This window comes from Streptomyces sp. Pv4-95, assembly GCF_045782725.1.
Taxonomy (GTDB): Bacteria; Actinomycetota; Actinomycetes; order Streptomycetales; family Streptomycetaceae; genus Streptomyces.
Genome location: NZ_CP127172.1, coordinates 5,117,687 through 5,140,694, shown reverse-complemented (window position 1 = coordinate 5,140,694; position 23,008 = coordinate 5,117,687). Strand labels below are relative to the sequence as shown.

Sequence of the window (23,008 nt, the reverse complement as noted above, 5' to 3'; positions counted from 1 at the left end):
CGTACGGCGCGGATCGGCATCCGGCGGCACTCTGGTCGTTACAGCATGTGCAGGCGTCCTCACGGACACCCGCATACCCAAGTCCGGTCTTTCGTTCCGTCACAGGACAGTAAGGACGCGGAAAACCGTGGCGACGGGTGCAACCGCTCAGCGGGAATCCCCCTCTGACCCATCGGACAGGGAGTCCGGACCCCGCTCGTGCCCAGAGACGCTGTCGACACGAAATGTAGATGTAGTGACTGTGAAAGAAGCCCTAGAGCCACGGCCTGGGCCCACCATCACGCCAACCGCGCAGGTCAGCATCGTCGTCATCGCCTACAACGATGTCGCCCATGTCTCCGAGGCCGTGCGCTCGGCTCTGGCGCAAGGGGCACCGGGACAGACGGTCACCGAGGTGATCGCGGTGAACGACGCCTCCACCGACGGCACCGGCGCGGCCCTCGACACCCTCGCCCGCGCCGATCCGCGGCTTCGGGTCATCCACCGCGCCGAGAACAGCGGCGGCTGCGGCACCCCGCGCAACGACGGGGTGCGTGCGGCCACCGGGCGGTTCGTGATGTTCCTCGACAGCGACGACGTGCTGCCCCCGGGCGCGGTGCAGGCGCTGCTGACGGCCGCGCTGCGGCACGACGCCCCGGTAACGGCCGGCGCCTGCGTACGGCGTGAGCTGCCTTCGCGGCGCGACGTCGCCTGGCAGCCCGGCCTCTACCGCGAGGCGGCCGTGCACGGCTCGCCCGAGAGCAGCCCTCAGCTGGTACGGGACACCCTGTGCGTCAACAAGCTCTACGACCGGGCGTTCCTCACCGAGCACGACATCGCCTTCCCCGAAGGCCGGTTCACCTACGAGGACTTCGTGTTCACCGCCCGGGTGCTGGCCGCGGCCCCGCGGATCGCGACCATCCCCGACAGCGTCTACGTCTGGCACGTGCGCCGCGCGGCCGCCAAGCAGTCGATCTCCCTGGACCGCAAGGACGTCGCCAACTGGCAGGCCCGCATCGACGCCCACCGCACCAGCGTGCAGATCTTCGAGGACGCCGGGCACAAGGCGCTGGCGCACGCCGCGGACATCAAGTTCCTCGACCACGACCTGCGGATGTACGTCCGTGAACTGCACACCCGCGGCGCGGACTACCGCGCCGAGTGGTGGCGGCTGACCCGGGCCTACCTGGCCCGCTTCGACGAGGCCGATCTGCTCGCGGCGCGCGCACCGGCACGCTGGCTCGCCCGGGTGGTGCTGGCCTCCCCCGAGCCGCGGGACCTGGAGCGCCTGACGCACCTGGCCGCCCGGCCCGGCCGCCTGCTGCCGCCGTACGCGGAGGCCGGGGGCCGCGCGGTGTGGTCGGCGGACCTGCCGGAGGTCGAGCTGGACGCCCTGGGCACCAAGCCGATGCACCGGCTGCCGGTGACGGTCGACGCGGAGCCGGTCATCGGCGCCCGCAATGTGCTGCGGCTGCGCGTGCACGAGATGTACGGGCGACTCGCGGCGGCCGAGCCGGTCACCATCGATGTCGAACTGCGGCGCCGTACCGACGACCGGCGGGGCACGGTGCACACCGCCGCGCTGACCGCGTCGGCGCCGCCCGGCGACGGGGCCGGCGTCTGCTGGACCGCGGAGGTGGTGCTCGATCTCGCGGCGCTGGCCGCGCGGGACGGCAGCCGGTCCGCCGACCCCGAGCCGTGGGACCTCATGGCGCAGGTGACCTGTGCGAACGGCGCCGGTTTCCGTGCGTCGCTCCGGGCGACGGGCCCGGGGCTGCGCCGCCGTGTGCTGCCCAGCAGGCGGCATGCCCTGCTGCTGGTGCAGCCGTACGCGACGACCGGTGGCGCGCTGTCCCTGCGGATCGCGTGCGGGCTGCGCAGCGTCTGGCGTATCGCCGCCCGCAGGCTCCGCCGCTGAGCGGCCCCCGCCCCGCCCCGATCCGACCCGACGAGGTCCACCGAGCCTAGGATGGCGCTATGTCTTACTTGATCACGGGTGGTGCCGGTTACATCGGCGCCCATGTCGTACGAGCCCTGCGGCAGGCGGGCGAGACGGTCGTCGTGCTGGACGACCTGACGACGGGCGTGGCCGCCCGGGTCCCGGAGGGCGTTCCGCTGGTCGTCGGCTCCACCCTCGACCGCGAGCTGCTCAACCGCACCTTCGCCGAGCACAGTGTCACCGATGTCGTGCACCTGGCCGCCAAGAAGCAGGTCGGCGAGTCCGTCGAGATGCCGCTGCTGTACTACCGCGAGAACGTGGGCGGCCTGCAGAACCTGCTGGAGGCGATGGCCGCGGGCGGCGTCGGCCGCCTGGTGTTCTCGTCCTCCGCGGCGGTCTACGGCATGCCCGATGTCGACCTGGTCACCGAGGAGACGCCGTGCGTGCCGATCAACCCGTACGGCGAGACCAAGCTGGCCGGCGAGTGGATGGCGCGTGCGGCCGGTAAGGCCCACGGCATCAGCACCGCCTGCCTGCGGTACTTCAACGTCGCCGGGAGCGCCGCCCCCGAACTCGCCGACACCGGTGTCTTCAACATCGTGCCGATGGTCATCGAGAAGCTCACCGAGGGCGCCGCGCCGCTCATCTTCGGCGATGACTACGACACGCCCGACGGCACCTGTATCCGCGACTACATCCATGTCGCCGACCTCGCCGACGCGCATGTGGCGGCCGCCCGCAAGCTCGCCGAGCCGGGCCCGGTCCGCGATCTGACGCTCAACATCGGGCGCGGTGAGGGTGTTTCGGTGCGCGAGATGGTCGATCTGATCGCCGAGATCACCGGACACGACGAGGTCACCGCCCAGGTCACGCCGCGCCGTCCGGGCGACCCGGCGCGAGTGGTCGCCGCCGCGGACCGGATCGGCACCGAGCTGGGCTGGAAGGCCCATCACGATGTCCGCGACATGGTCACCTCGGCCTGGGCGGGCTGGCAGCACCACCGCCCGCAGGAGGGCCGCGGCTGACCGCCGCCCCGACGCCTGCCGCACGCCCCGTCTCCGCCGCCCCGCGCGGCAGGAAACGGGGCGTGCGCCGTTCCGGTCGACCCGCCGCCGTCAGCGCGAGAGGCGTGACAGCGGCGCCGTCAGGCAGCCGCCCGGTGGCACGGTGAGGACCAGCGGGGCCCGCACGTCCCCACGCCGTACGGCCGCCCGCACCGGCAGTTCGCGCCGCAGCGGCCCGGCGGTCAGCCGCAGCGCGACCCGCCAGGTGCCGGGCGGGCCGCTGCGCAGCAGGGAGCGCACCGTGAAGCGGTCCCCGGCGCTCCGTTCGACCGTGGTGCGCAGCGCCACCGTCCGTGCGGCGTCGAAGAGGATCAGTTGCAGGCGGGCGTCGGCGGGGCAGCCCGGCAGGGTGAGCCGTGTCGTGAGGGCGACCCGCCCGGACGGGCCGACGGTCGCCTCGCCGCGCAGATCGCCGCCCAGCGGGCGGCGGACGCCGGTGCGGTCCAGGTCGAGGTGGAGATGGCCGTGCGGCTGTGAGCGGAAGAGCGCGGCGACGAGCGGGCCGGCCGCGCCGCCGTCGGCGATCCGCGGCGCCATGGCGGCGGTGTCCCCGCCTTCGGGGCACAGCCACGCCTCGCGGCGTACGCCCGGTGCCGCCGCACCGTCGTCGACGTGTGCGGCGACCGCCACCTTCAGGCCCCACGAGCCGTCGGCCGGCGGCGCGCCGTCCGCCGCGGTCGCCGGGTCGATCCTGGCGTGCCAGGCGCCCTCCGCACGGTGGGCGGCCGCGACGCGGTACTCGCCTCCGCCACCGCGCAGCACGACCTCGACGGACTGCGTCCGCAAGCCGGGCAGCCCGGCGGTGCCCTGCAGGTGCAGAACCCCGTCCGACCAGCGGTAATCCGTCAGCCGCTGCGTCAGGACGAGCCGGTCGGTGAGGTCGTAGCAAGTGTCCGGCAGCCCGTGGCCGGGGTCGCGGAAATACGGGTAGCCGGCGTACACCCGGCCGTCCTCGTCGATGTGCGCGGGCCCGACCCGGCGCGGTTCCCCGGTGTCGGGGTCCGTGCCGGTGTCGGCGCGGATGATGCCGGTCAGCTCGTCGAGGAGTCCGGCGGCAAGGCAGTGGGCGCGCAGCCGGAGCCGGGGCGGCAGGGCGGCGCGTACCCGGTCGGTGAGGTACCGCTCGACGAGCGGGCGGGCGGCCTCGGCCATCTCGCGGCGGCCCGCGGCGTCACGGGCGAGGTAGGGGGCGGCGAAGCAGGCGAGGATCTCGCCGTGGAAGTGCCGGACCATCAGCTTGTCGCGGTCAGGTCCGGGCGGTACCGCCTCGGCGACGTCGGCCAGCACGGTGCCGACGTAGCCAAGCTGGTCGGCCCAGTCCAGGTCCTGGCGGCTGGCGTTGCTGTCGTCGTCCCGTCCGTACAGGTGGTAGCAGTCGTGATCGGCGAGGACGGAGACGGTGCCGGCGCGCAGCAGTGCGGCGATGCCGAACGGCAGGTCCTCGCCCAGCAGCCGCCCCTCGGTGAAGCGCAGCCGGTGCTTTTCGAGGAAGGAGCGGCGGAAGAGCTTGTAGGCGGCCAGGGTCCAGTAGACCGGGGAGTCGAAGACCGAGACGCTGCCGCTGGTGGTGCGCAGGTCCACCGGCGCGGAGCGGCCGTCGGCCCCGACGATGCGCCCGTGGACGATGTCCGAGCCGTGGGTCTCGGCCATCTCGGTGAGCCGGTCGAGCGCCTCGGGGCCGAGCCGGTCGTCGGAGTCGAGGAAGAAGACGTAGTCGCCGGTGGCGCGTGCCAGCCCGATGTTGCGCGGTCGGCCCGCGCCGCCGGACGCGGCCGCGCGCACCACCGTCAGGTTCGGGTGCCGGCGGGCCTGTTCGTCCAGCCAGTCCGCGCTGCCGTCGGTGGAGCCGTCGTCGACCGCGATCAGCTCGATACGGGCCTGGTCCAGGCTCTGGGCGAAGACCGAGCCGAGGCTGCGGGCGAGATAGCGCCGGGTGTTGTGCACCGGCACGATCACCGAGACCGTCGGAGCGGCCGCGGCAGGGCAGGCGGCGGCAGGGACCGCCGGTTCGTCGGACACAGCCACCCTGCGCTCCGTTCCTCTCCTGCGGACCGTGGAATTCACCCTGCACCTCGGCAGAGTAAAACGGGCTATCGAGACATATCCCGTAGTGTGAGCGTTCGCTGATCGTGGAGTGGTGCCGATACGGCGACCTCCACCCCGTAAGAGGCGGTCCGGGCGCGGGAGGTTGCCCGGCCCTCGGGATGCGCAGGGAGAACGCGGCGACGTGAGAGCAACCATCAGACGGCTGGCCGCACCCGGGCTCGCGGCCCTGCTGTCCATGGGGGCGTACTGCCTGGCCCTCGCGGTCTACGGCGGCTATCCCTTCGGCGCCCGCTCACGCGCCGTCAACGACCTGGGCAACCAGTTCGTACCGTTCCACGCCCGGCTGTGGGACCTGCTGCACGGCGAAACCAGCGGCGACCTGTTCTTCAACTGGGGCAGCGGCTACGGCGTCCCCTTCCTCGCCGACTTCTTCACGTACCTGATGAACCCGTTCTCCTGGCTCGTCGGGCTCTTCCCCCGCCATCTGGCCGACTTCCCCGTCTTCCTGGTCACCCTGTTCGGCATCGGCCTCGGCTCCGCCCTGATGACCGCCCTCCTGGCCCGGCTGCACCCCGGCTCCGGCCTCCTGCGGGCGCTGCTGTCGGTGGGCTACGGGCTGTGCGGCTGGGTGCTCAACGACGGTTACGCGGACCCGATGTGGATGTGGGGGCCGATCGCGCTGCCGCTGATGGGCATCGCCGCGGACTGGTGCCTGCACCGGCGGCGCTGGGTGGCCGCCACCCTGCTCGTCGCCCTCGCCTGGGCGGGCAACTTCTACACGGCGGCCATGGCGACCCTCGCCATGGCGCTGGTGCTGCTCCTGCGTCTGCTCCTGGCGCACCGGACATCGGTCGGCGACCGGCTGCGGTCGCTGCTGCGGGCCGCCGGCGCGACGCTGGTGGGCATCGCGCTCGCGGCACCCGCGATGACCGTCACCTACCGGGCGAGCAAGGCCGCCCAGCCGGCGCCGGAGGCGGTCTTCCTCGGCCGGCCGGCGCTGCGCGACCAGTTGGCGCAGCTGCTGCCGGGCGGCCACGGCGGGGCAGAGGCCACCCCGGTGCCCAACATCGCCATCGGGATGCTCGGGCTGCTGCTCGTGGCCACCTTCCCGTTCGTCCGCGCGCTGCCGCTGCGCGTCCGCGTCGGCTGGTACGGGCTGGCGGCCGGGGTCGCCGTGTCGTTCGTGTGGAAGCCGACGATCCTGCTCTGGCACGGCGGGGCGCTGCCCAACGGCAGCCCGTACCGCGCCTCCTTCGTGCTCAGCGCGATCTTCGTGATGATCGCCTGGCTCGCCCTGGCGTACCGCCCGCGCCCCCGCGAACTGGCCGCGGGGGCGACGCTGGTCGCGCTCCTCGCGATGCTCTGCCGCGACCGGAACTCGGTCGGCACCGCCACCTGGATCCTGGTCGTCGGCGGCGGGGGCGCGGCGTGGGCGGCGCTGGCGGCACTGTCCCATCTGCGTGCTCACTCCGCGCGCGCCCGGGTGCGGACCGCCGTCGCCGTCGCGCTGACCGGTACGGTCCTGCTGGGCTCGGCGTACGCGGCCTTCTCGGTGACGGTGCAGCGCGGCAAGATCGCCTGGTTCCGGCCGAAGACCACGCTGGACCAGGGGGCAGTGGCCGCCCACGCCCGGCTGGCCGCGCGCGCCGACTGGCCGCGCTCGCGCACCGATCCCGGCCCGCACGAGTTCGCCAACAACGACCCGCTGCTGATCGGCGGCGAGGGCGGCTCGTACTACAGCAGCTTCGTGCCCGCCGGGACCGCCGCCACCCTGCACGGCCTGGGGGCCGGCTGGTACATGAAGGGACGTCACACGCTCAGCTTCGAGGACCCCGTGGGACGGGCGATCATGGGCGTCAGCAGCTATCTGGCTCCGGTGCCGGAGAGCGGCGGCCGGTACACCACCGGCCGAGCCCGGCCCGCCCCCCTGCTGACCGTGCGACGCACGCTGCCGCCCGCAGGCGACGCGAGGACGGTCTTCGCCCGCCAGGAGCGGGTGCTCGGCGCCACCGTCTACGAGGTGCCCACCCTCACACCCCGGCCGGGCGACGCCGCGGTGCCCAGCCGAGGCGGCTGGATCCTGCCCGCGGTACGGAAACCGGCCGCCGACCCGGACCGCGCCGGGACCGTCTTCACCGGGCGCTGCACCCCGGGCAGCACCGCCGTCTGGTACGCGAAGTGGTTCTCCGGGCACGTCGGCGGGCTGGGCAGCAGGACCCGGGCCGTGGGCTGGTTCGAGCGCACCGCCAACCCGGTCAGGTCACTGGGCACGGTGCCCTCGGACGGCACGGTCGCGGTGCGCTTCACCGGCCTCGGCCGGCAGCACGTGCCGACGCACGCCGTCGGCTGCGTCTCGCCGCGCAAGCTGGACGCGGCGGTGGACGCCCTGCGCGCCAAGGGCCCGGTCGCGTTCCGCACGAGCGGGCACGGGCTGACGGCGACACTGCCGTCCGGCAGCGCGGGATACGCGGTGCTTGCGGTACCCCTCACCCCGGGGTGGAGCTGTTCGGTGGACGGCGGTCCGTCCCGGGCGCCCCGCTCGTTCAGCGGGCTGCTGAGCGTCGGCCTGGGCTCCGGCGCCACCCGATTGGCCTGCTCGTACACTCCGCCGGGTCTGAAAGCGGGGCTGGCGGTGAGCGGGGCGGGCGCCCTGTTGCTCACCGCGGTGGCCGTCGGTGCGGCCCTCCGCAGGCGCCGCGACGCCGGGCCGGCCGCACCGGCCGCTGCTGCCGGAGCGTCACCACGTCTGCACCGCCCAAATAGTGACATCGGCGCACATTAGTAGAATTGGCCCTCAGGGGGCGGCGCGTGAAGCGCCCCCTGCCCCGGCGAAAAGGCCAGTTCCATGAAGCTCTCCATCGTTGTCCCCTGTTACAACGAAGAAGACGTCATATCCCGGTTCGACGACGCCATCCGCGCCGCCCTCGGCGAACTCGCCGTGGAGTACGAGCTGTGTTACGTGGACGACGGCAGCGCCGACGGGACCCTGCGCCGGCTTCGCGCCCTGGCGCGCCGGCACGCCGACACGACCCGCTACCTCTCCTTCAGCCGCAACTTCGGCAAGGAGCCCGCGATGCTGGCCGGCCTCAAGGAGGCCACCGGCGACGCGGTGATCCTCATGGACGCCGATCTCCAGCACCCGCCCGAGCTGATCGAGAAGATGCTCGGCCTCTACCATCTCGGCCACGACCAGGTCGTCGCCAAGCGCAGCCGGGACGGCGACAAACGGCTGCGAACCGTGCTCACCCGGATGTACTACCGCGCCGTCAACTCCTGGGTGGATGTCGAACTCATCGACGGCGCGGGGGATTTCCGGCTGCTGTCCCGCAAGGCCGTGGACGCGCTGATATCCCTGCCGGAGTACAACCGCTTCTCCAAGGGCCTGTGCTCCTGGATCGGCTTCGACACGGTCACCTTCGACTACCGCAACGCCGCCCGCGAGGCCGGCCAGACCAAGTGGCGCTTCGGCTCGCTGATCAACTACGGCATGGACGGCATGATCTCCTTCAACTGCCGCCCGCTGCGCCTGGCGATCTACGCCGGGCTGAGCCTGGCGACCTGCGCCGCCTTTTACACCCTGTGGATCATCGGCGTGGCCCTCGCCGGCGGGGTCACCGCACCGGGCTATGTGACGCTGGTGGCCATCGTGGTCGGGCTCGGCGGTCTGCACATGGTGATGCTCGGCCTGATCGGCGAGTACATCGGACGGATCTACTACGAGGCCAAGCGCCGGCCGCACTTCCTTGTCAAGGAGGCCAACGGCGCGCCCCGGTCGCGCGTCCGGCCGGACACCGCCACCGCCACCGCGGGCGGCACCACCGCCACCATCACCGCGACGGACGTCGCGAACGCCGCGCGCGCGGCCCGTACGCCCCCGCCGCCGCACCCGGCGCCCAGCACCTCCCAGGCGGGCTGATGCGGTGGTCTCCGCAGGCCGTGCCGTGGGGACAGACAGCCCGCTTCGCCGCCGTCGGCGCCGTCAACACCGTGACGTTCTACGCCTGTTACCTCCCGCTGCACCGACTGCTGCCGTACTTCGCGGCGTACACCGCCGGCTTCCTGGTGAGCCTGGTCGGCTCGTTCTTCCTCAACACCCATTTCACCTACCGCACCCGTCCCACCTGGCGTAAATTCCTGCTCTTCCCGCTGACCCAGGTCACCAACTACCTTGCGCAGAGCGCCGGCCTGGTGGTGCTGGTGAGCTGGTGCGGGATGAACAGCGCGGTGGCACCGCTGCTCGCGGCGCTGCTGGCCCTCCCGGTCACCTTCCTGGTCTCCCGGCGGATCCTCCTGCCGGACCGCCGCGGAGCCGACGCACCCGATGGTCAGGGCCCCGACGGTGCGCGCCCTCAGGCCGCCCCACCGTCGGCGGCACGGTCCGACGAGCCGGCCTGAGCCCGCCAGCCCACGAACCGCCCGCTCTTCCCGGCCGCCCGCTGGCGGGCCGCGTACAGACAGCCGTCATGGCCCAGCGCCACCACCACGGCGCGGCCCTCGGCGTCCACGGCGACACCCGCCGCGCCCGAGTGCGGCACCTTGCCCTGCTGCCAGGGCCGTGGCCCCTCCTGCGCCATCGCGACCCGCACCTCGCCCGCGGCGTCCCGCACCGCGAGCACCATCCGGTCGCCGCGGCCGACCGGCGCGGCGGCCACCCGGCCGTGGCCGCCCACCACCGGGCAGCGCGCCGTCACCCGCCATCCGCCGGCCGGGCGCCGCCAGTCGGCGATCAGCACCTGCGCGGTGTCCGGCCGGCGGTAGGTCATCCGCACCGCGCCGTTGCCCAGCCCGACGACACTGACCGGGCCGCCCGCTTCCGGCAGGCCGGTGGCAGCGGCAGGCTGCGGAAGCGCACCGGCCTTCTTCGACACCCAGTGGTGCACCGTTCCCGGGGCCGGTGCGACCAGATGCACCAGCCCCTTGGAGTCGAGGCAGGCGTCCAGTCCGTCGACGACCTGCGGCGACGCCGTGGGTGAGCCGACCGGGCCCGCCAGCCGCTGCCACAGCCCCCACCGCGTGCCGTGCGGGCCGCTGCGGCAGGCGATGCCGCCGTCCCAGGTCCGTACGAAGACATGCACCGTGCCGTTCCGGGCCGCCACCGCCGCCGGAAAGCCGGTCTCCAGCGACTTGGCCGGATCCGGGTCGGGCGAGCCGAGCGACTCCCACCGCGTGAAGGCCGGCGAGCCGTCCGCCGCGGTGCCGTGCTGCCGGGCGGTCATCAGCTCACGGCGGTGGGCCGCATTGCGGCCCGGCAGGACGGTGCGGCAGGCGAACAGCTGCAGGGTGCCGTCCGGGTGACGGACCACCTGGATCTGACCCTGCAGCAGTTCCCCGCCCACGCTCACCGGACCGCCGAAGCTGCCGCTGCCCACGTCGGTCTCGGTCCAGCAGCATGCCCGTCCGTCGAGCACGGCGAAGGCCACGAGCCGGCCGTCCCGGGCGGGCCGTATCCAGCCGTTGGAGCCGGGAGCGCGCAGCCTGGTACTGCGGGTCCAGCCACTGGAGCCGCCGCTGAAGGCGGAGCCGCCCACCTTGCGGTCGCCGCAGCCGGCCGGGTCGCCGCAGTCGCGGTTGTCCGCCCAGCCGTAGACCGACAGCAGGTCTCCCTTGCGGCGGGCCGCCGCGGTGTCCAGACCGGCGGGCAGGGCGGCGACCTCGTAGCCGAGGTAGCTCTCGACGAGGGTGGGCCTGCGGTGTCCGCGCCCCCAGTAGCGGGCCAGCGCCGCCTGCACGAAGTAGGCGGAGGCGGTGTGGTCCTGATGGTCGTAGTACCGCAGGCCGGTCAGGCGGGGATCGGTGCCCGCCAGGTGGAAGTCGGGTCCGTCCTCCGGCTGGTGGGGCTCATGGACCGCGTTCGGGTCCAGCGTCCGCACGACCGAGGGGCCGACCCGCTCCAGCACCGCCACCAGGGTCCGGACGACCTGCTCGCGGGTGTAATGGAACGGCCACTGCACGGGGGTGCCGGCGGCGCGCAGCGTGGGGAGCGTGTCGGACGCCCCGAGCCAGAGGCCGCGCAGGCTGGTCGCCCGGGGTGCCCAGACGGCCCGCGCCTCGACCAGGCCCAGGAAGATCAGCTGGTTCTGCGGGGCGGCCCGCAGCGTCTGGACCTCCACCTGGAAGCCGGGCAGCAGCGATACCGCCTCGATGTCCCAGGGGCTGTCCGGGGCGCCGGTGGCCATCACGGCGTGGGCGGCGCGCAGCCCGTTGACCCGTGCCCGCGAGAAGGCCGCCCGGTCCTGCGGGACGCTCGCGGGGTCGAGGGTCTCCTCGCCGACGTTGTGGCCGTCGGACTCACCGCCCGTCAGACAGACGGTGACCGAGCGCCCGCCGCTGCGGACGGACTGCTCCAGATCGGGGTTCATGAAGTACAGGCCGTCGTCGGCGTGCGCGATGACATGCAGGAAGGCGGGGTCCGGGGCGGCGGCCACGGACCGGCCGGTGCGGGCGCCTTGGGCCGACCGGGTGAGCAGGTCCTCAGGTGCGAGCCATGCCCACACCCCCGCGCCGGCCGATGCCGCCAGCACGCCACCGCCGGTCGCCTGGAGCAGCCGGCGGCGGGAGATGCGAGGGGGGCGCGCTTGCACTCGGGGTCTCCTCCGGGGCGCCGAGGGCGCCACCACCATCGGGGATCGCGTCGGACGCGGCTTCGCCCGGCCCGATGCGCGGCGACGCGCGGGCCGGAGCAAGCCCTCCGACGAGAGGCACGCTCCCAGTATTTGATGGCACGGCAGATCCCGCCTGTCCGCGAGGGCGTCCCGCACACCCCGCGTGCCCTCGGCGGCAGGCCCGGCGCCCGGCCCCGATCAGGGCCTGGCGAGTGCGCTGACCACCGCAGCTGACAGCTCGTCGAGATAGCCCGGCGGCAGCTCGTCGCGGACGACCAGCAGCCGCCAGTAGAGCGGCCCGGTCAGCAGGTCCAGGGCCAGCCGGCCGTCGGCACCCGCGGGGATCTCGCCGCGTTCGGCCGCACGGGCGAGCATCGCGGTGGCCACACCCTCCTGACTGTCGTGCAGGGCGCCCTTGAGCGCGTCGGCCAGTTCGGGGCTGCGCGCCGCCTCCGCCAGCAGGTCGGGAATGATCTGGGCGGCCATCGGGTGGCGCAGCGCGCGGGCCGCGACCTCCAGCAGCATCCGCACGTCCCCGTGCAGCGACCCGGTGTCCGGGGTCGGCATACCGGCCACCGCCACCGCGGAGACCACGTCCAGGACGAGGTGCAGTTTGGAGCGCCAGCGCCGGTAGACGGCGGTCTTGCCGACGCCCGCCCGCCGTGCGATGCCCTCGATCGACATCCGCGCGAAGCCGACCGCGGCCAGCTCCTCGAAGACCGCCGCACGGATCGCGGCGGTCTTGTCCTCCCGCAGCACGGCTGCGCCGGCCGGGGCCCGGCGCGCCGCCGCGGGGTCTGTCTCGCTGCCGTTCTTTGCCATGCCATGAGCATAGCGTCACGACGCTACGGTTGCGTTTCGACGTACCGGCCCTCTACTGTCGGCGTCGCGACGATACGGACCCGTTCCGTCGTCGCTCCGCATGTTCACCGCCCCGACGTCGTCAGGTACGAAAGCGGCCTCCATGCCCCAGACCCTCACTCCCCCGGCCCCGGCACCCGCCCGGGCGCCCTCCCCCGGCGCGTCCCCCGACCCGGAGCTCCGCGCGCTGGCCGAACGCCACGGCCTGGCGGTGAGCGGCGCCCGGCCCACGCTCCCCGCCTACACCCGGCGCCTCTGGGCCCGCCGGCACTTCATCGGCTCCTTCGCCGCCGCCCGGCTCACCGCGACGTACACCACCGCCAAGCTCGGCCAGCTCTGGCAGGTGATGACCCCGCTGCTCAACGCGGGCGTCTACTACTTGATCTTCGGCGTGCTGCTGCACACCAACCGGGGCATCGAGAACTTCATCCCGTTCCTGTGCACCGGCATCTTCATCTTCACGTTCACCCAGTCCACGGTGCTGGCCGGCACCCGGTCCATCTCCGGCAGCCTCGGCCTGGTCCGCGCCCTGCACTTCCCCCGCGCCTGCCTGCCCCTCGCCCACACCCTCATCCAGCTCCAGCAGCTGATCTTCTCGATGGGCGTGCTCGGCGCCATCGTGCTGCTCTGCGGAGTGCCGCTGACCTGGCACTGGCTGCTGATGGTGCCGGCCCTGCTGCTCCAGTCCGTCTTCAACGCCGGCCTCGCGATGATCATGGCGCGGATCGGCGCCCGCACCAGCGACACCGCCCAGCTGATGCCGTTCATGCTGCGCACCTGGATGTACGCCTCCGGCGTCTTCTACGACATCTCGAACTTCACCCGCGACGCACCGCACCTGGTCGCGGTGCTCCTGGACCTCAATCCCGCGCTGATCTACATCGACCTGATGCGCTACGCCCTGATCGACACCGTGCGGGCCGACACCCTGCCGGCGCACGTCTGGCCGCTGGCCCTGGGCTGGGCCCTGCTGTCCGGCACCGTCGGATATCTCTACTTCTGGAAGGCGGAGGAGGAGTACGGCCGTGGCTGACACCATCACCGTTACCGAGGAACACCCCGAAGCGTCCCGGCCCACTGCCTCCCCGGCCCCCCGGCCGGCCGGCCCGACCGCGACGGGGGCGCCCGACGAGCGCGTCCCCACCGTCATCGCCGACGACGTCCACATCGTCTACAAGGTGCACGGCGCGGGCGGCGGGCGGGGCAGCGCGGTCTCCGCACTGAGCCGGATCGTGCGCCGCACCACCTCCGCCGGCACCCGCGAGGTGCATGCCGTCCAGGGCGTCACCTTCGTCGCCCACAAGGGCGAGGCGATCGGCCTGATCGGCTCCAACGGGTCCGGCAAGTCCACCCTGCTCCGCGCGATCGCGGGCCTGCTGCCGCCCGCGAGCGGCCGCGTCTACACCCACGGCCAGCCGTCCCTGCTGGGCGTCAACGCCGCGATGATGAACGACCTGACCGGGGAGCGGAACGTCATCCTCGGCGGCCTGGCGATGGGCATGAGCCGTGAGGAGGTCCGCGAGCGTTACGACGGCATCGTCGACTTCTCCGGCATCAACGAGAAGGGCGACTTCATCTCGCTGCCGATGCGCACCTACTCCTCCGGGATGGCCGCCCGCCTGCGCTTCTCCATCGCCGCCGCGAAGAACCACGACGTGCTGATGATCGACGAGGCGCTCGCGACCGGCGACCGCAGCTTCCAGAAGCGCTCCGAGGCCCGCATCCGCGAGCTGCGCAAGGAAGCGGGCACCGTCTTCCTCGTCAGCCACAACAACAAGTCGATCCGCGACACCTGCAATCGCGTGCTGTGGCTGGAGAAGGGCCGGTTGGTGATGGACGGCCCGACGGACGAGGTCGTCAAGGCGTACGAAGCGTTCCGGTAACCGGCGACCGCCCGCGCGGGCGGCTCGCGCCGCACCTACGGGGACGGCCCCGGAGCGTGTCGCTCCGGGGCCGTCCGCCGTACAGGACGCGTCAGCTGTGCGTGCGCAGCAGCGTACGCATGGTCCGCATGGCGACCGAGAGGTTCGCCAGGTCGAAGCCGTCCGAGCCCTGGATCTCCTCCAGGGTGGCGCGGGCCCTTCCGAGGATGGCCGCGTTGGCCTCCTCCCACGCCTTGAACCGCTGCTCGGGCGTCGAGGTGCCGTTGCCCACCGACAGCACGTCCGCGGTCAGCGCCGCGTGCGCCGCGAAGAGGTCCTCGCGGATCGAGGCGCGGGCCATCGACTGCCAGCGGTCGTCGCGCGGCAGCTCCAGGATGCGGTCGAGGAGTTGGTTGATCCGCAGCCGGTCACCCAGGTCGTAGTAGACCTCGGCGACGTCCAGCGGCTCCTTGCCGGTGCGGTCGGCGATGGCGACGATGTCCAGCGCCGGGAAGACCGAGGAGAAGCCGGACACCCGGACGGCCAGTTGCTCGGGCACGCCCGCGTCGGTCAGCTCCGCCAGGATCGTCTGGTACCACTCCTGGTCGCTGCCCTGCAGCAGCTTCGGCAGCGCCGTCCAGACCCCGGCGACCCGCTCCGCGAAGAAGTCGATGGTCTCCGAGAGCTCCAGCGGCTGCGGCCGGTTGTTGAGCAGCCAGCGGGTGCCCCGCTCGACCAGACGGCGCGAGTGCAGCCGGATGCGGGTCTGCACATCGGCCGCGACGATGTTGTCCAGCGCCTCGACGTCGTCCCAGACCTGGCCCAGGGAGAAGATCGCCCGCGCCGCGGTGTGCGCCCGCACGACCTCTTCGAGGGACGCGCCGGTCTCCTCCCGCATGCGGTGCAGGAAGCTCGTACCGCCGGTGTTCACGGTGTCGTTGACCAGCACCGTCGTGACGATCTCGCGGCGCAGCGCGTGGGCGTCGACCTGCTCGGCGAAGCGGTCGTGCAGCGCGGACGGGAAGTAGGCGTGCAACAGCCGCTGGAGGTAGGGGTCGTCCGGCAGATCGGTGTGGATCAGCGCGTCGGCGACCGTGATCTTCGTGTACGCCAGCAGCACCGCGGTCTCGGGCTGGGTCAGCCCGCGCCCGGTGGTCAAACGGTCGCGGATCTGCCGGTCGGTGGGCAGGAACTCCAGCGCCCGGTCGAGGTGGCCGTCGCGCACCAGTCGGCGCATGAAGCGCTGCTGGGCGTGCAGCATGCTGGAGGACTGGGCCTGCGCCAGCGCCAGCGCGGTGTTCTGCGCGTAGTTGTTGCGCAGCACCAGCGCGCCGACCTCATCGGTCATCTCGGCCAGCAGCTTGTTGCGCTGCTTGACCGTCATGTCGCCGTCGGAGACCACCGAGTTGAGCAGGATCTTGATGTTGACCTCGTGGTCGGAGGTGTCCACACCGGCGCTGTTGTCGATCGCGTCGTTGTTGATCTTCCCGCCGGACAGGGCGAACTCGATCCGGCCCAGCTGGGTCAGGCCGAGGTTGCCGCCCTCGCCGACGGCCTTGACCCGCAGGTCCTCGCCGTTGACCCGGATCGCGTCGTTGGACTTGTCGCCGACATCGGCGTTGGACTCCGCCGAGGACTTCACGTAGGTGCCGATGCCGCCGTTCCACAGCAGGTCGACCGGCGCCTTGAGGATGGCCTGCATCAGATCGGCCGGCGTCATCTTCTTCACGCCGGGGTCGATGCCCAGCGCGGCCCGCACCTGCGCGTTGATCGGGATGGACTTGGCCGACCGCGGGTGGATGCCGCCGCCGGCCGACAGCAGGTCGGTGTTGTAGTCGGCCCACGACGAGCGCGGCAGCTCGAAGAGCCGGCGGCGCTCGGCGTAGCCGACCGCGGCGTCGGGCTTGGGGTCGAGGAAGATGTGCCGGTGGTCGAAGGCGGCGACCAGCTGGATGTGCTCGCTGAGCAGCATGCCGTTGCCGAAGACGTCACCGGACATGTCGCCGACGCCGACGACGGTGAAGTCCTGGGTCTGGGTGTCGTGGCCCAGCTCCCGGAAGTGCCGCTTGACCGACTCCCAGGCACCGCGGGCGGTGATGCCCATGCCCTTGTGGTCGTATCCGGCGCTGCCGCCCGAGGCGAAGGCGTCACCCAGCCAGAAGCCGTAGGACTCGGCGACCTCGTTGGCGATGTCGGAGAACGTCGCGGTGCCCTTGTCGGCGGCGACGACCAGGTAGGTGTCGTCCTCGTCGTGGCGGACGACGTCCTGCGGGTGCACGACCTCGCCGCCGACGAGGTTGTCGGTGATGTCCAGCAGACCGGAGATGAAGGTCTTGTAGCTGGCGACGCCCTCGGCCAGCCACGCGTCGCGGTCCTGCGCCGGGTCCGGCAGCTGCTTGCCGACGAAGCCGCCCTTGGCGCCGACCGGCACGATGACGGTGTTCTTGACCATCTGCGCCTTGACCAGGCCGAGGATCTCCGTACGGAAGTCCTCCCGGCGGTCGGACCAGCGCAGACCGCCTCGGGCGACCTTGCCGAACCGCAGGTGGACGCCCTCGACCTTGGGCGAGTACACCCAGATCTCGTACGCCGGGCGCGGCGCCGGCAGGTCCGGGATGGCCTGCGGGTCCAGCTTCACGGACAGGTAGCTGTGCGGGCGGCCCTGGCTGTCGCGCTGGTAGTGGTTGGTGCGCAGCGTCGCCTTGATGACGGTCAGGAAGGACCGCAGGATCCGGTCCTCGTCCAGGGAGGCGACCTGGTCGAGCGCGCCGTCCAGCTCCTCCAGCAGACCGTCGGTCAGCTCCGTCCCGGCCCGCTGCCGCTCGGGCGACATCCGCGCCTCGAACAGCGAGACCAGCAGCCGGGTGGTGTGGACGTTGTTGGCGAGGGTGTCCTCCATGTACGTCTGGCTGAAGGTCGACCCGGCCTGCCGCAGGTACTTGGCGTACGCGCGCAGCACCATCGCCTGGCGCCAGTGGAGGCCGGCCCGCAGCACCAGCGTGTTGAAGTTGTCGCTCTCCGCCGCGCCGGTCCACACCGCCGCGAAGGCTTCCTGGAAGCGCTCGCGGGCGTCGTCGCCCTTGACGTGCTCCGGCATCCGCAGGCCGAAGTCGTAGACCCACGCGATGGTGGAGTCCGCGCAGCGCAGCTCGTGCGGACGCTCGTCGACGACCTCGACGCCCAGGCGGTTCAGGCCCGGCAGCACCCGCGACAGCGAGACGGGCTCGCCCCTGCGGTAGATCTTGAAGCGGCGCTCGCCGGGTCCGGCGCCGACCGGCTCGTAGAGGCTGACCGAGAAGTCCTGTCCGGTCGCGCCGGTGAGCTTCTCCAGGTGCTGGATGTCGGCCACGGCGCTGCGCGGCGAGTTGTCGGCCTTGTAGCCCTCGGGGAAGGCGTGGCCGTAGCGGCGCGCCAGTTCGGCGGCGCGCTCCTCACCGACCTCGGCGTTGAGCGCCTCGGAGAACCCGTCGGCCCAGGAGCGGGCGGCCTCCACCAGCCGGGACTCGATGCGGTCCACATCGCTGTCGGTGAGGTCCGGGAGGGACGCACCGGGCTCGACGCGGATGACAAAGTGCAGCCGGGAGAGGATCGACTCGGTGTTCCACGCGGTGAAGTCGACGTTGGTGCCGCCGAGTTCCTCCTTGAGGATGTCGATCAGCCGCAGCCGGACGCCGGTCGTGTAGCGGTCGCGCGGGAGGTAGACCAGCGCGGAGTAGTAACGGCCGTACTCGTCCTGGCGGAGGTAGAGCCGCAGCCGGCGGCGCTCCTGGAGGTAGAGCACGCTGGTGGCGATGGCGCGCAGCTGGTCGACCGGGGTCTGGAACAGCTCGTCGCGCGGGTAGGTCTCCAGGATCTGCAGCAGGTCACGGCCGTCGTGGCTGTTCGGGCTGAAGCCCGCGCCCTCCAGGACCTCGGCGACCTTGCGGCGGATGACCGGGACCCGGCGCACGGACTCGGTGTACGCGGCGGAGGAGAACAGCCCCAGGAAGCGGCGCTCACCGATGACGTTGCCCTCGGCGTCGAACTTCTTGACCCCGACGTAGTCGAGGTAGGAGGGGCGGTGGACGGTGGCGCGGCTGTTGGCCTTGGTCAGGATGAGCAGCTTGTGCTCACGGGCCTTGGCACGGGCGTCCGCCGGGAGCCGGTTGAAGGACGGCGAGACGGGGTGGCCGTCGTCCTCGGCGTGCGAGGGGTCGGCGCGCAGGATGCCCAGGCCGGTGCCGGGCACCGCGGTCAGCACGTCCTCCTCGGCACCGCCCTCACCGGGCGCGGAGACCAGCTCGTACTCGCGGTAGCCCAGGAAGGTGAAGTGGTCGGCGGACAGCCAGCGCAGCAGCTCGCGGGCCTCGTCGATCTCCTGGTCGCGCAGGTCGTCGGCGGTCGGCTCGGAGGGCAGCTCGTCGGCGATGCGCAGCGCGGCGCCGCGCATCTTCTCCCAGTCCTCGACGGACTCGCGGACGTCGGACAGCACCCGCAGCAGATCGGCGGTGATCTGCTGGAGGTCCTCGCGGTCGGTCTCCCGGTCGATCTCGACATGGATCCACGACTCGGTGACCGCGTCGTGCGGCAGCTCGGCCGCCTTGCCCTTGCCGGTGTTGCCGTGCGCCTCGCAGGTGGAGTCGTAGACCTCGATGAGCTTGCCGGCGACATCGCGGCGGACGATCACCTGCGGGTGGATCACCAGGTGGATGCCGCGGCCCTGGCGGGAGAGCTCGTTGGTGACCGAGTCGACCAGGAAGGGCATGTCGTCGGTGACGACCTCCACCACGGAATGGCTGCAGGTCCAGCCGTTCTCCTCGACGGTCGGGGTGTGCACCCGGACGTTGGCGGTGCCCTGCGGGCGCTCCTCCGCGAGGCGGTAGTGGGAGAGGGCGGCACCGAAGATGTCGACCGGGTCCCGGTCGGTGAGGTCCTCAGGGGCGGTGTGCAGGTAGTAACGCTGGAGGTATCCCGTCAGGGTCTCCGAGGCGAGACCCCGTCCCGGGGACGATCCCCCGGCCGGGCTGCTTTCAACGACCCGGGCCGCCTTGGCGAGCAGCTCGGTCTTGGCTTCGTCCAGCTTGGTCTGCATGTCCTCTGGCTCCTGTCGCGCGCCGTTGCGTGACGTCGTGGAAGAACTCCGTGGAAGCTGCACAACGCCGCAGCGACGCCGGGTGTCCGGTCGCTGTCGACGCTATGCCGCGATGAGAGAAGGCCGTGCCGTAATCGACTATTTTTGACAAAGTCGACATGGTCTCCGTGCCGCAAGGACCAGCGATCGCCCGGCCACCGTGGTGTCCCGGGCGCACGGCAGGGGCCTCGATGCCCCCGCGGGTTATCGCGCTGATCACGCTGCAAGGCTATCGCCCTCGCCCGGGGTGCCGTCATGGGCCGTGGGTGTACAAAACTCCTGGCCGAACTTGGCCCCTCTGGACAACGTGCCGACAGGGTCATCTGTGCGTGGGCCGCTTCCCGGGCCCCGCGCCCTCCCGCGGCAGGAGCTAGAAGGTCGCCCCGCGCGCCACGTCGACGGCCTCGGCGAGGCTGTCGACCACGGGCACCCCCGCGGTCTCCAGGCTGCGGCGGCTGTGCGATCCGCCGGTGTACAGCACCGCGTACGCACCGGCGTCCCGGGCGGCCACCGCGTCGTCGACCGCGTCGCCGATCACGACCGTCCGCCCCGGATCCACGCTCTCCAGCGTCGCGAGATGACGCACCATGTGCGCGCTCTTGCTGCCGCCCGACGGCCCCGTCCTGCCCTGCACCCGCAGGAAGAAAGACTCGATGCCCAGGCCCCGCACCAGGGGTATCAGGTCGTCGTGGCCGTACATGCTGAGGATCGACTGGCTGCGACCGGCCGTGTGCCACGCCTCCAGCAGACGGTCCACGCCCTCGGCCAGCCCGCACCCCACGCGGTGCTCGGTGTAGTGCCGGTGGAACGCCTCGTCCATCACCAGCCACTCGGCTTCCGTCGGCATCCGCCCCATCAGCCGCTCGTAGAAGCGCGGCACGGGCACGCAGTACAGCTCGCGGTACCGCTCCAGCGTGATCGCGTCCAGACCGATCTCCGCGAAGGCCGCGTTGGTCGCCCCGATGACGGCCTCGATGTCGTGGAACAGCGTGCCGTTCCAGTCCCAGACGATATGCGTCGCGTCCTTCCTCATACGACCCCCAAGAACGTTCCCCATGAAGAAAAAATACCTGCCCTCACCGACAACGCCCAGAAACCGGCCGGGGCGGCCGGAACTGGGGCGGGGCACGGGGGCAAGAGCGAGGGGCTGGGGGCGCGGGGGTGGGGCTCTGGGCATGGGCCGTGGTCCGGGGGCGCGGGCCACGTGGTCTGGGCCGGTGGCCTGTGGGGCGATGGCCTCATCGGCCGACCGGGGTCCCGGGGCCTGGGCCTGTGGGCCTGGGCCCGGCCCGGGGCCCTCAGCCGATCAGGTGAGGAATCTCCTGCACCCCGAACCACATCAGGTCGTGGTCCTCCGCGCCGTCCACCGTGAACTGGGCATCATCGTCCCCCTGGTCCGCCGCGCCGAGCGCCGCGGCGGCCGCAGCGACATCCGCCTCCGCCTCATCGGCGTCCACGTGCACGGCAGCGGCCTTCGCCAGCGGCACCGGCCCCGCCAGCCGCACCTCGCCGAGCGAGGACTGGTCGAGTCCGCGATCGGGATCGGCCACCGCCGCGCCGTCCGGCACGTCCAGCGCCACCACGACCCGTCGTCGCGCGATCTGCGGGTTCCCGGCGAGCCTGCGGAGCGAAGCCTGGGCGGCCCGGTTCAGCGCCGCGTACTCCAACTCCTCGATGTCGTCCGAGACGTACCACTCGCGCAGCGCCGGCGTGACGGCGTACGCGTCCAGGGGGCCGGGACCCAACTCGCCGCTGCTGTGCGCCTCTGCGAGACCGGAAAGGGTCAGGGGAACATAGACGCGCATGGCAGTCGCTCTCGCTCAATTCGCTCGACTCTGAAGAATGCCCCGCCAGCATACGGGCGTGAGTCCCCCATCGTGGCGCCATCGCGGCCCCGGCGCCGCCCGCCTCGGGAGCCGACAGCGAGCCCGTTTCGCCGCGTGTTCCCAAGGCCGCGCCACGGAAGGGTGAACTCTGCGACCCCCGCGCTCGCACCCCGTCCCGCCTTGCCCGCGTCCCGGCCCCGCCGATAGAGATCTCCCACCGAAGCTACCGCCCGGTAATCAACCGGGCCCGGCACGACGGGGGATCACCATGATCAGCACGACCACACCGGCACCCGCCGCCGCGGAACCCACCGCCCCGGCACACGCCACCACACCGACCAGCGGCCCCGGCGCCCCAGGAGCCACACCCCACCCCGAATCCGCCCAGGCCACAGCCGCATCTCACAGCCCCGAAGCACCCGACGGCGCCCCTGCCCCCGACTCCTCCGGTGACGAAGCAGCCCCGCGAACCGTCCCCCAGCCCCGAAGGTCCCCCGAGCCCCGGACCACCCGCCCCACGGCCCCGGGCTCGGGCTCGGGCTCGGACGCCGGCGCCACGACGGGCGAATGCACGCACGCCACGACGGGCGAGGGCGCCCCGACGAGCGCGGCCGCGGGCACGGGAAGGGGCACGGGCGTCCCGACGGCCACGGATGCGGACGCCGCGACGGCTGAGGCCGTCCCGGCAAGCACGAGCGCCCCAACGGCCCCGGAGACGGACACCGACACGGACACCGACATCGGCACAGGAGTCCCAGCCGCTACGTCCGCGGGCACGGACAACGCGGACAAGCACCCTCAAGCCCAAGCCGCCACAGCCCCCACAACCTCCGACAGCTCCAGCACCCCCAGCACCGACGCAAGCTCCCCCGTCCCCGCCCCCACGTCCGTGCCCGGCCCCCGCCGCCCCGCCGCGGCCCGCCGGACCACTGCCGGCTCTGGGCCCGGCCGGCCGCCCGGTGCCGCCCGCACCCGCACACGCCCCGGCACCCCGTCCCCCACCACCCGCTCGACGCCGGGCCGCCCGCTCCCGAACAGCACTCCCGGAAGCAGGCCCACCCCGGAGCGCCCCGACGAAGAGCCGACGCCCCCGGGCCGCCCGGCTCCCAGGCAGCCCAGCCCCCTGCTCGACCCGCCTCCGGGAGAGACGCCCCCGGGCCGCCCCGCCCCCGTCACCCCGCCCCTCGGCCGGTCGACCGCCCGCGCGGCCGCCGCGAGCCGCCGGCCTGCGTCAGGCCCGGTAAGCCCCACCGGCGCCCCTCTGCCGTCCCTCGGCGCGCAACGCCGAGCCCATGAGCACCGGCCGCACCACTGGTTCGCCCACCAGCTGCTGCTCACGCTCAGCGGCCAGCGTCCGGTGCACTCCCTCCTGGGGCACGCACTGCCCGCCGCGTACGACCGGCTGGCCGAGCTGGCGCCTCAGGCACCGCTGCGGCCCGTCCTCGGTCCCGGACGGCGCGCCCCCGCCCCGACCCTCCGCGACTGCGGACTGTGCCGGCCGCGCCGCGGCGTCATCGAGGCGTTCGCCCGGATCGCCGCAGGTGAGCGCCTGCGGGCCCTCGCCTTCCGGCTGGAGCTGGGCGCCGACGCACGATGGCGCTGCGCCGCCCTCGACCTCGGCCCGCAGCCCTGGAGCCCTGGAGCCCTTCGGCACGGATGACGCACTGAGCCGACAGCGCCCGCCCCGCGCGCATCCGAACGTCGCCTGGCCCCTGGCCC

At 72.7% G+C, this 23,008-nt stretch carries 14 protein-coding genes; 8 read left to right on the top strand and 6 right to left on the bottom strand.

Annotated elements, in window-relative coordinates; genetic code table 11:
- Positions 1-241 precede the first annotated feature (241 nt).
- Together QOM21_RS22485 and galE are read left to right on the top strand one after the other, a co-directional pair.
- Entirely contained in the window at positions 242-1,897 is a 1,656-nt protein-coding gene (locus QOM21_RS22485; protein WP_407555764.1) for a glycosyltransferase family 2 protein, read from the top strand.
- A 59-nt stretch (positions 1,898-1,956) separates the two neighbouring features.
- Positions 1,957-2,943 carry a UDP-glucose 4-epimerase GalE gene (galE, locus tag QOM21_RS22480; protein ID WP_407552650.1) on the top strand — a complete coding sequence of 329 codons (987 nt, stop codon included), beginning with the start codon at positions 1,957-1,959 and terminating at the stop codon, positions 2,941-2,943.
- Between the two features lie 90 nt (positions 2,944-3,033).
- Here galE and QOM21_RS22475 read toward each other — a convergent pair whose 3' ends face one another.
- On the bottom strand, positions 3,034-5,007 hold the full coding sequence (locus QOM21_RS22475) for a glycosyltransferase family 2 protein (RefSeq protein ID WP_407552648.1): 1,974 nt from the start codon (positions 5,005-5,007) through the stop codon (positions 3,034-3,036).
- A gap of 202 nt (positions 5,008-5,209) precedes the next feature.
- Between QOM21_RS22475 and QOM21_RS22470 the strand changes: the two genes are divergently transcribed.
- The 3 genes from QOM21_RS22470 to QOM21_RS22460 all read left to right on the top strand — a co-directional run bounded on the left by QOM21_RS22470 (position 5,210) and on the right by QOM21_RS22460 (position 9,423).
- Positions 5,210-7,810, top strand: a complete 2,601-nt coding sequence (locus QOM21_RS22470) for a YfhO family protein (protein WP_407552646.1) — start codon at positions 5,210-5,212, stop codon at positions 7,808-7,810.
- 63 nt (positions 7,811-7,873) lie between these two features.
- Entirely contained in the window at positions 7,874-8,944 is a 1,071-nt protein-coding gene (locus QOM21_RS22465) for a glycosyltransferase family 2 protein (RefSeq protein WP_407552644.1), read from the top strand.
- Complete coding sequence (locus QOM21_RS22460) at positions 8,944-9,423, top strand: GtrA family protein (RefSeq protein WP_407552642.1); 480 nt, start codon at positions 8,944-8,946, stop codon at positions 9,421-9,423. Before QOM21_RS22465 ends, QOM21_RS22460 begins: the two co-directional genes overlap by 1 nt.
- Here QOM21_RS22460 and QOM21_RS22455 read toward each other — a convergent pair.
- On the bottom strand, positions 9,378-11,609 hold the full coding sequence (locus QOM21_RS22455) for a PIG-L family deacetylase (RefSeq protein ID WP_407552640.1): 2,232 nt from the start codon (positions 11,607-11,609) through the stop codon (positions 9,378-9,380). The genes QOM21_RS22460 and QOM21_RS22455 overlap by 46 nt on opposite strands.
- 219 nt (positions 11,610-11,828) lie before the next feature.
- On the bottom strand, positions 11,829-12,452 hold the full coding sequence (locus QOM21_RS22450; RefSeq protein WP_407552639.1) for a TetR/AcrR family transcriptional regulator: 624 nt from the start codon (positions 12,450-12,452) through the stop codon (positions 11,829-11,831).
- A 142-nt stretch (positions 12,453-12,594) separates the two neighbouring features.
- On the opposite strand from QOM21_RS22450, the gene QOM21_RS22445 reads away from it, so the two are divergent.
- Positions 12,595-13,524, top strand: a complete 930-nt coding sequence (locus QOM21_RS22445) for an ABC transporter permease (RefSeq protein ID WP_407552637.1) — start codon at positions 12,595-12,597, stop codon at positions 13,522-13,524.
- Between the two features lie 115 nt (positions 13,525-13,639).
- Positions 13,640-14,374, top strand: coding sequence for an ABC transporter ATP-binding protein (locus QOM21_RS22440; protein ID WP_407555763.1), 735 nt, complete (start codon positions 13,640-13,642; stop codon positions 14,372-14,374).
- A gap of 91 nt (positions 14,375-14,465) precedes the next feature.
- Here QOM21_RS22440 and QOM21_RS22435 read toward each other — a convergent pair whose 3' ends face one another.
- The 3 genes from QOM21_RS22435 to QOM21_RS22425 all read right to left on the bottom strand — a co-directional run bounded on the left by QOM21_RS22435 (position 14,466) and on the right by QOM21_RS22425 (position 21,268).
- Positions 14,466-19,424, bottom strand: a complete 4,959-nt coding sequence (locus QOM21_RS22435) for an NAD-glutamate dehydrogenase (protein WP_407552635.1) — start codon at positions 19,422-19,424, stop codon at positions 14,466-14,468.
- 409 nt (positions 19,425-19,833) lie between these two features.
- Positions 19,834-20,496: an HAD family hydrolase gene (locus tag QOM21_RS22430; protein ID WP_407552633.1), complete on the bottom strand. Its 663-nt coding sequence runs from the start codon at positions 20,494-20,496 to the stop codon at positions 19,834-19,836.
- Between the two features lie 265 nt (positions 20,497-20,761).
- Positions 20,762-21,268 (bottom strand): DUF6912 family protein, encoded by a 507-nt coding sequence (locus QOM21_RS22425; RefSeq protein WP_407552632.1) that lies wholly within the window; start codon positions 21,266-21,268, stop codon positions 20,762-20,764.
- A 1,378-nt stretch (positions 21,269-22,646) separates the two neighbouring features.
- Between QOM21_RS22425 and QOM21_RS22420 the strand changes: the two genes are divergently transcribed.
- A complete protein-coding gene (locus QOM21_RS22420; RefSeq protein WP_407552630.1) occupies positions 22,647-22,949 on the top strand; it encodes an Rv3235 family protein in 303 nt (100 codons plus the stop codon).
- Positions 22,950-23,008 lie beyond the last annotated feature (59 nt).

Excerpts from the sequence above, each read along its gene's own strand:
- QOM21_RS22450 (WP_407552639.1), bottom strand. The coding sequence starts at position 12,452 with ATGGCAAAGAACGGCAGCGAGACAGACCCCGCGGCGGCGCGCCGGGCC.
- galE (WP_407552650.1), top strand. The coding sequence starts at position 1,957 with ATGTCTTACTTGATCACGGGTGGTGCCGGTTACATCGGCGCCCATGTC.
- QOM21_RS22460 (WP_407552642.1), top strand. The coding sequence starts at position 8,944 with ATGCGGTGGTCTCCGCAGGCCGTGCCGTGGGGACAGACAGCCCGCTTC.
- QOM21_RS22430 (WP_407552633.1), bottom strand. The coding sequence starts at position 20,496 with ATGAGGAAGGACGCGACGCATATCGTCTGGGACTGGAACGGCACGCTG.
- QOM21_RS22445 (WP_407552637.1), top strand. The coding sequence starts at position 12,595 with ATGCCCCAGACCCTCACTCCCCCGGCCCCGGCACCCGCCCGGGCGCCC.
- QOM21_RS22435 (WP_407552635.1), bottom strand. The coding sequence starts at position 19,424 with ATGCAGACCAAGCTGGACGAAGCCAAGACCGAGCTGCTCGCCAAGGCG.
- QOM21_RS22465 (WP_407552644.1), top strand. The coding sequence starts at position 7,874 with ATGAAGCTCTCCATCGTTGTCCCCTGTTACAACGAAGAAGACGTCATA.
- QOM21_RS22425 (WP_407552632.1), bottom strand. The coding sequence starts at position 21,268 with ATGCGCGTCTATGTTCCCCTGACCCTTTCCGGTCTCGCAGAGGCGCAC.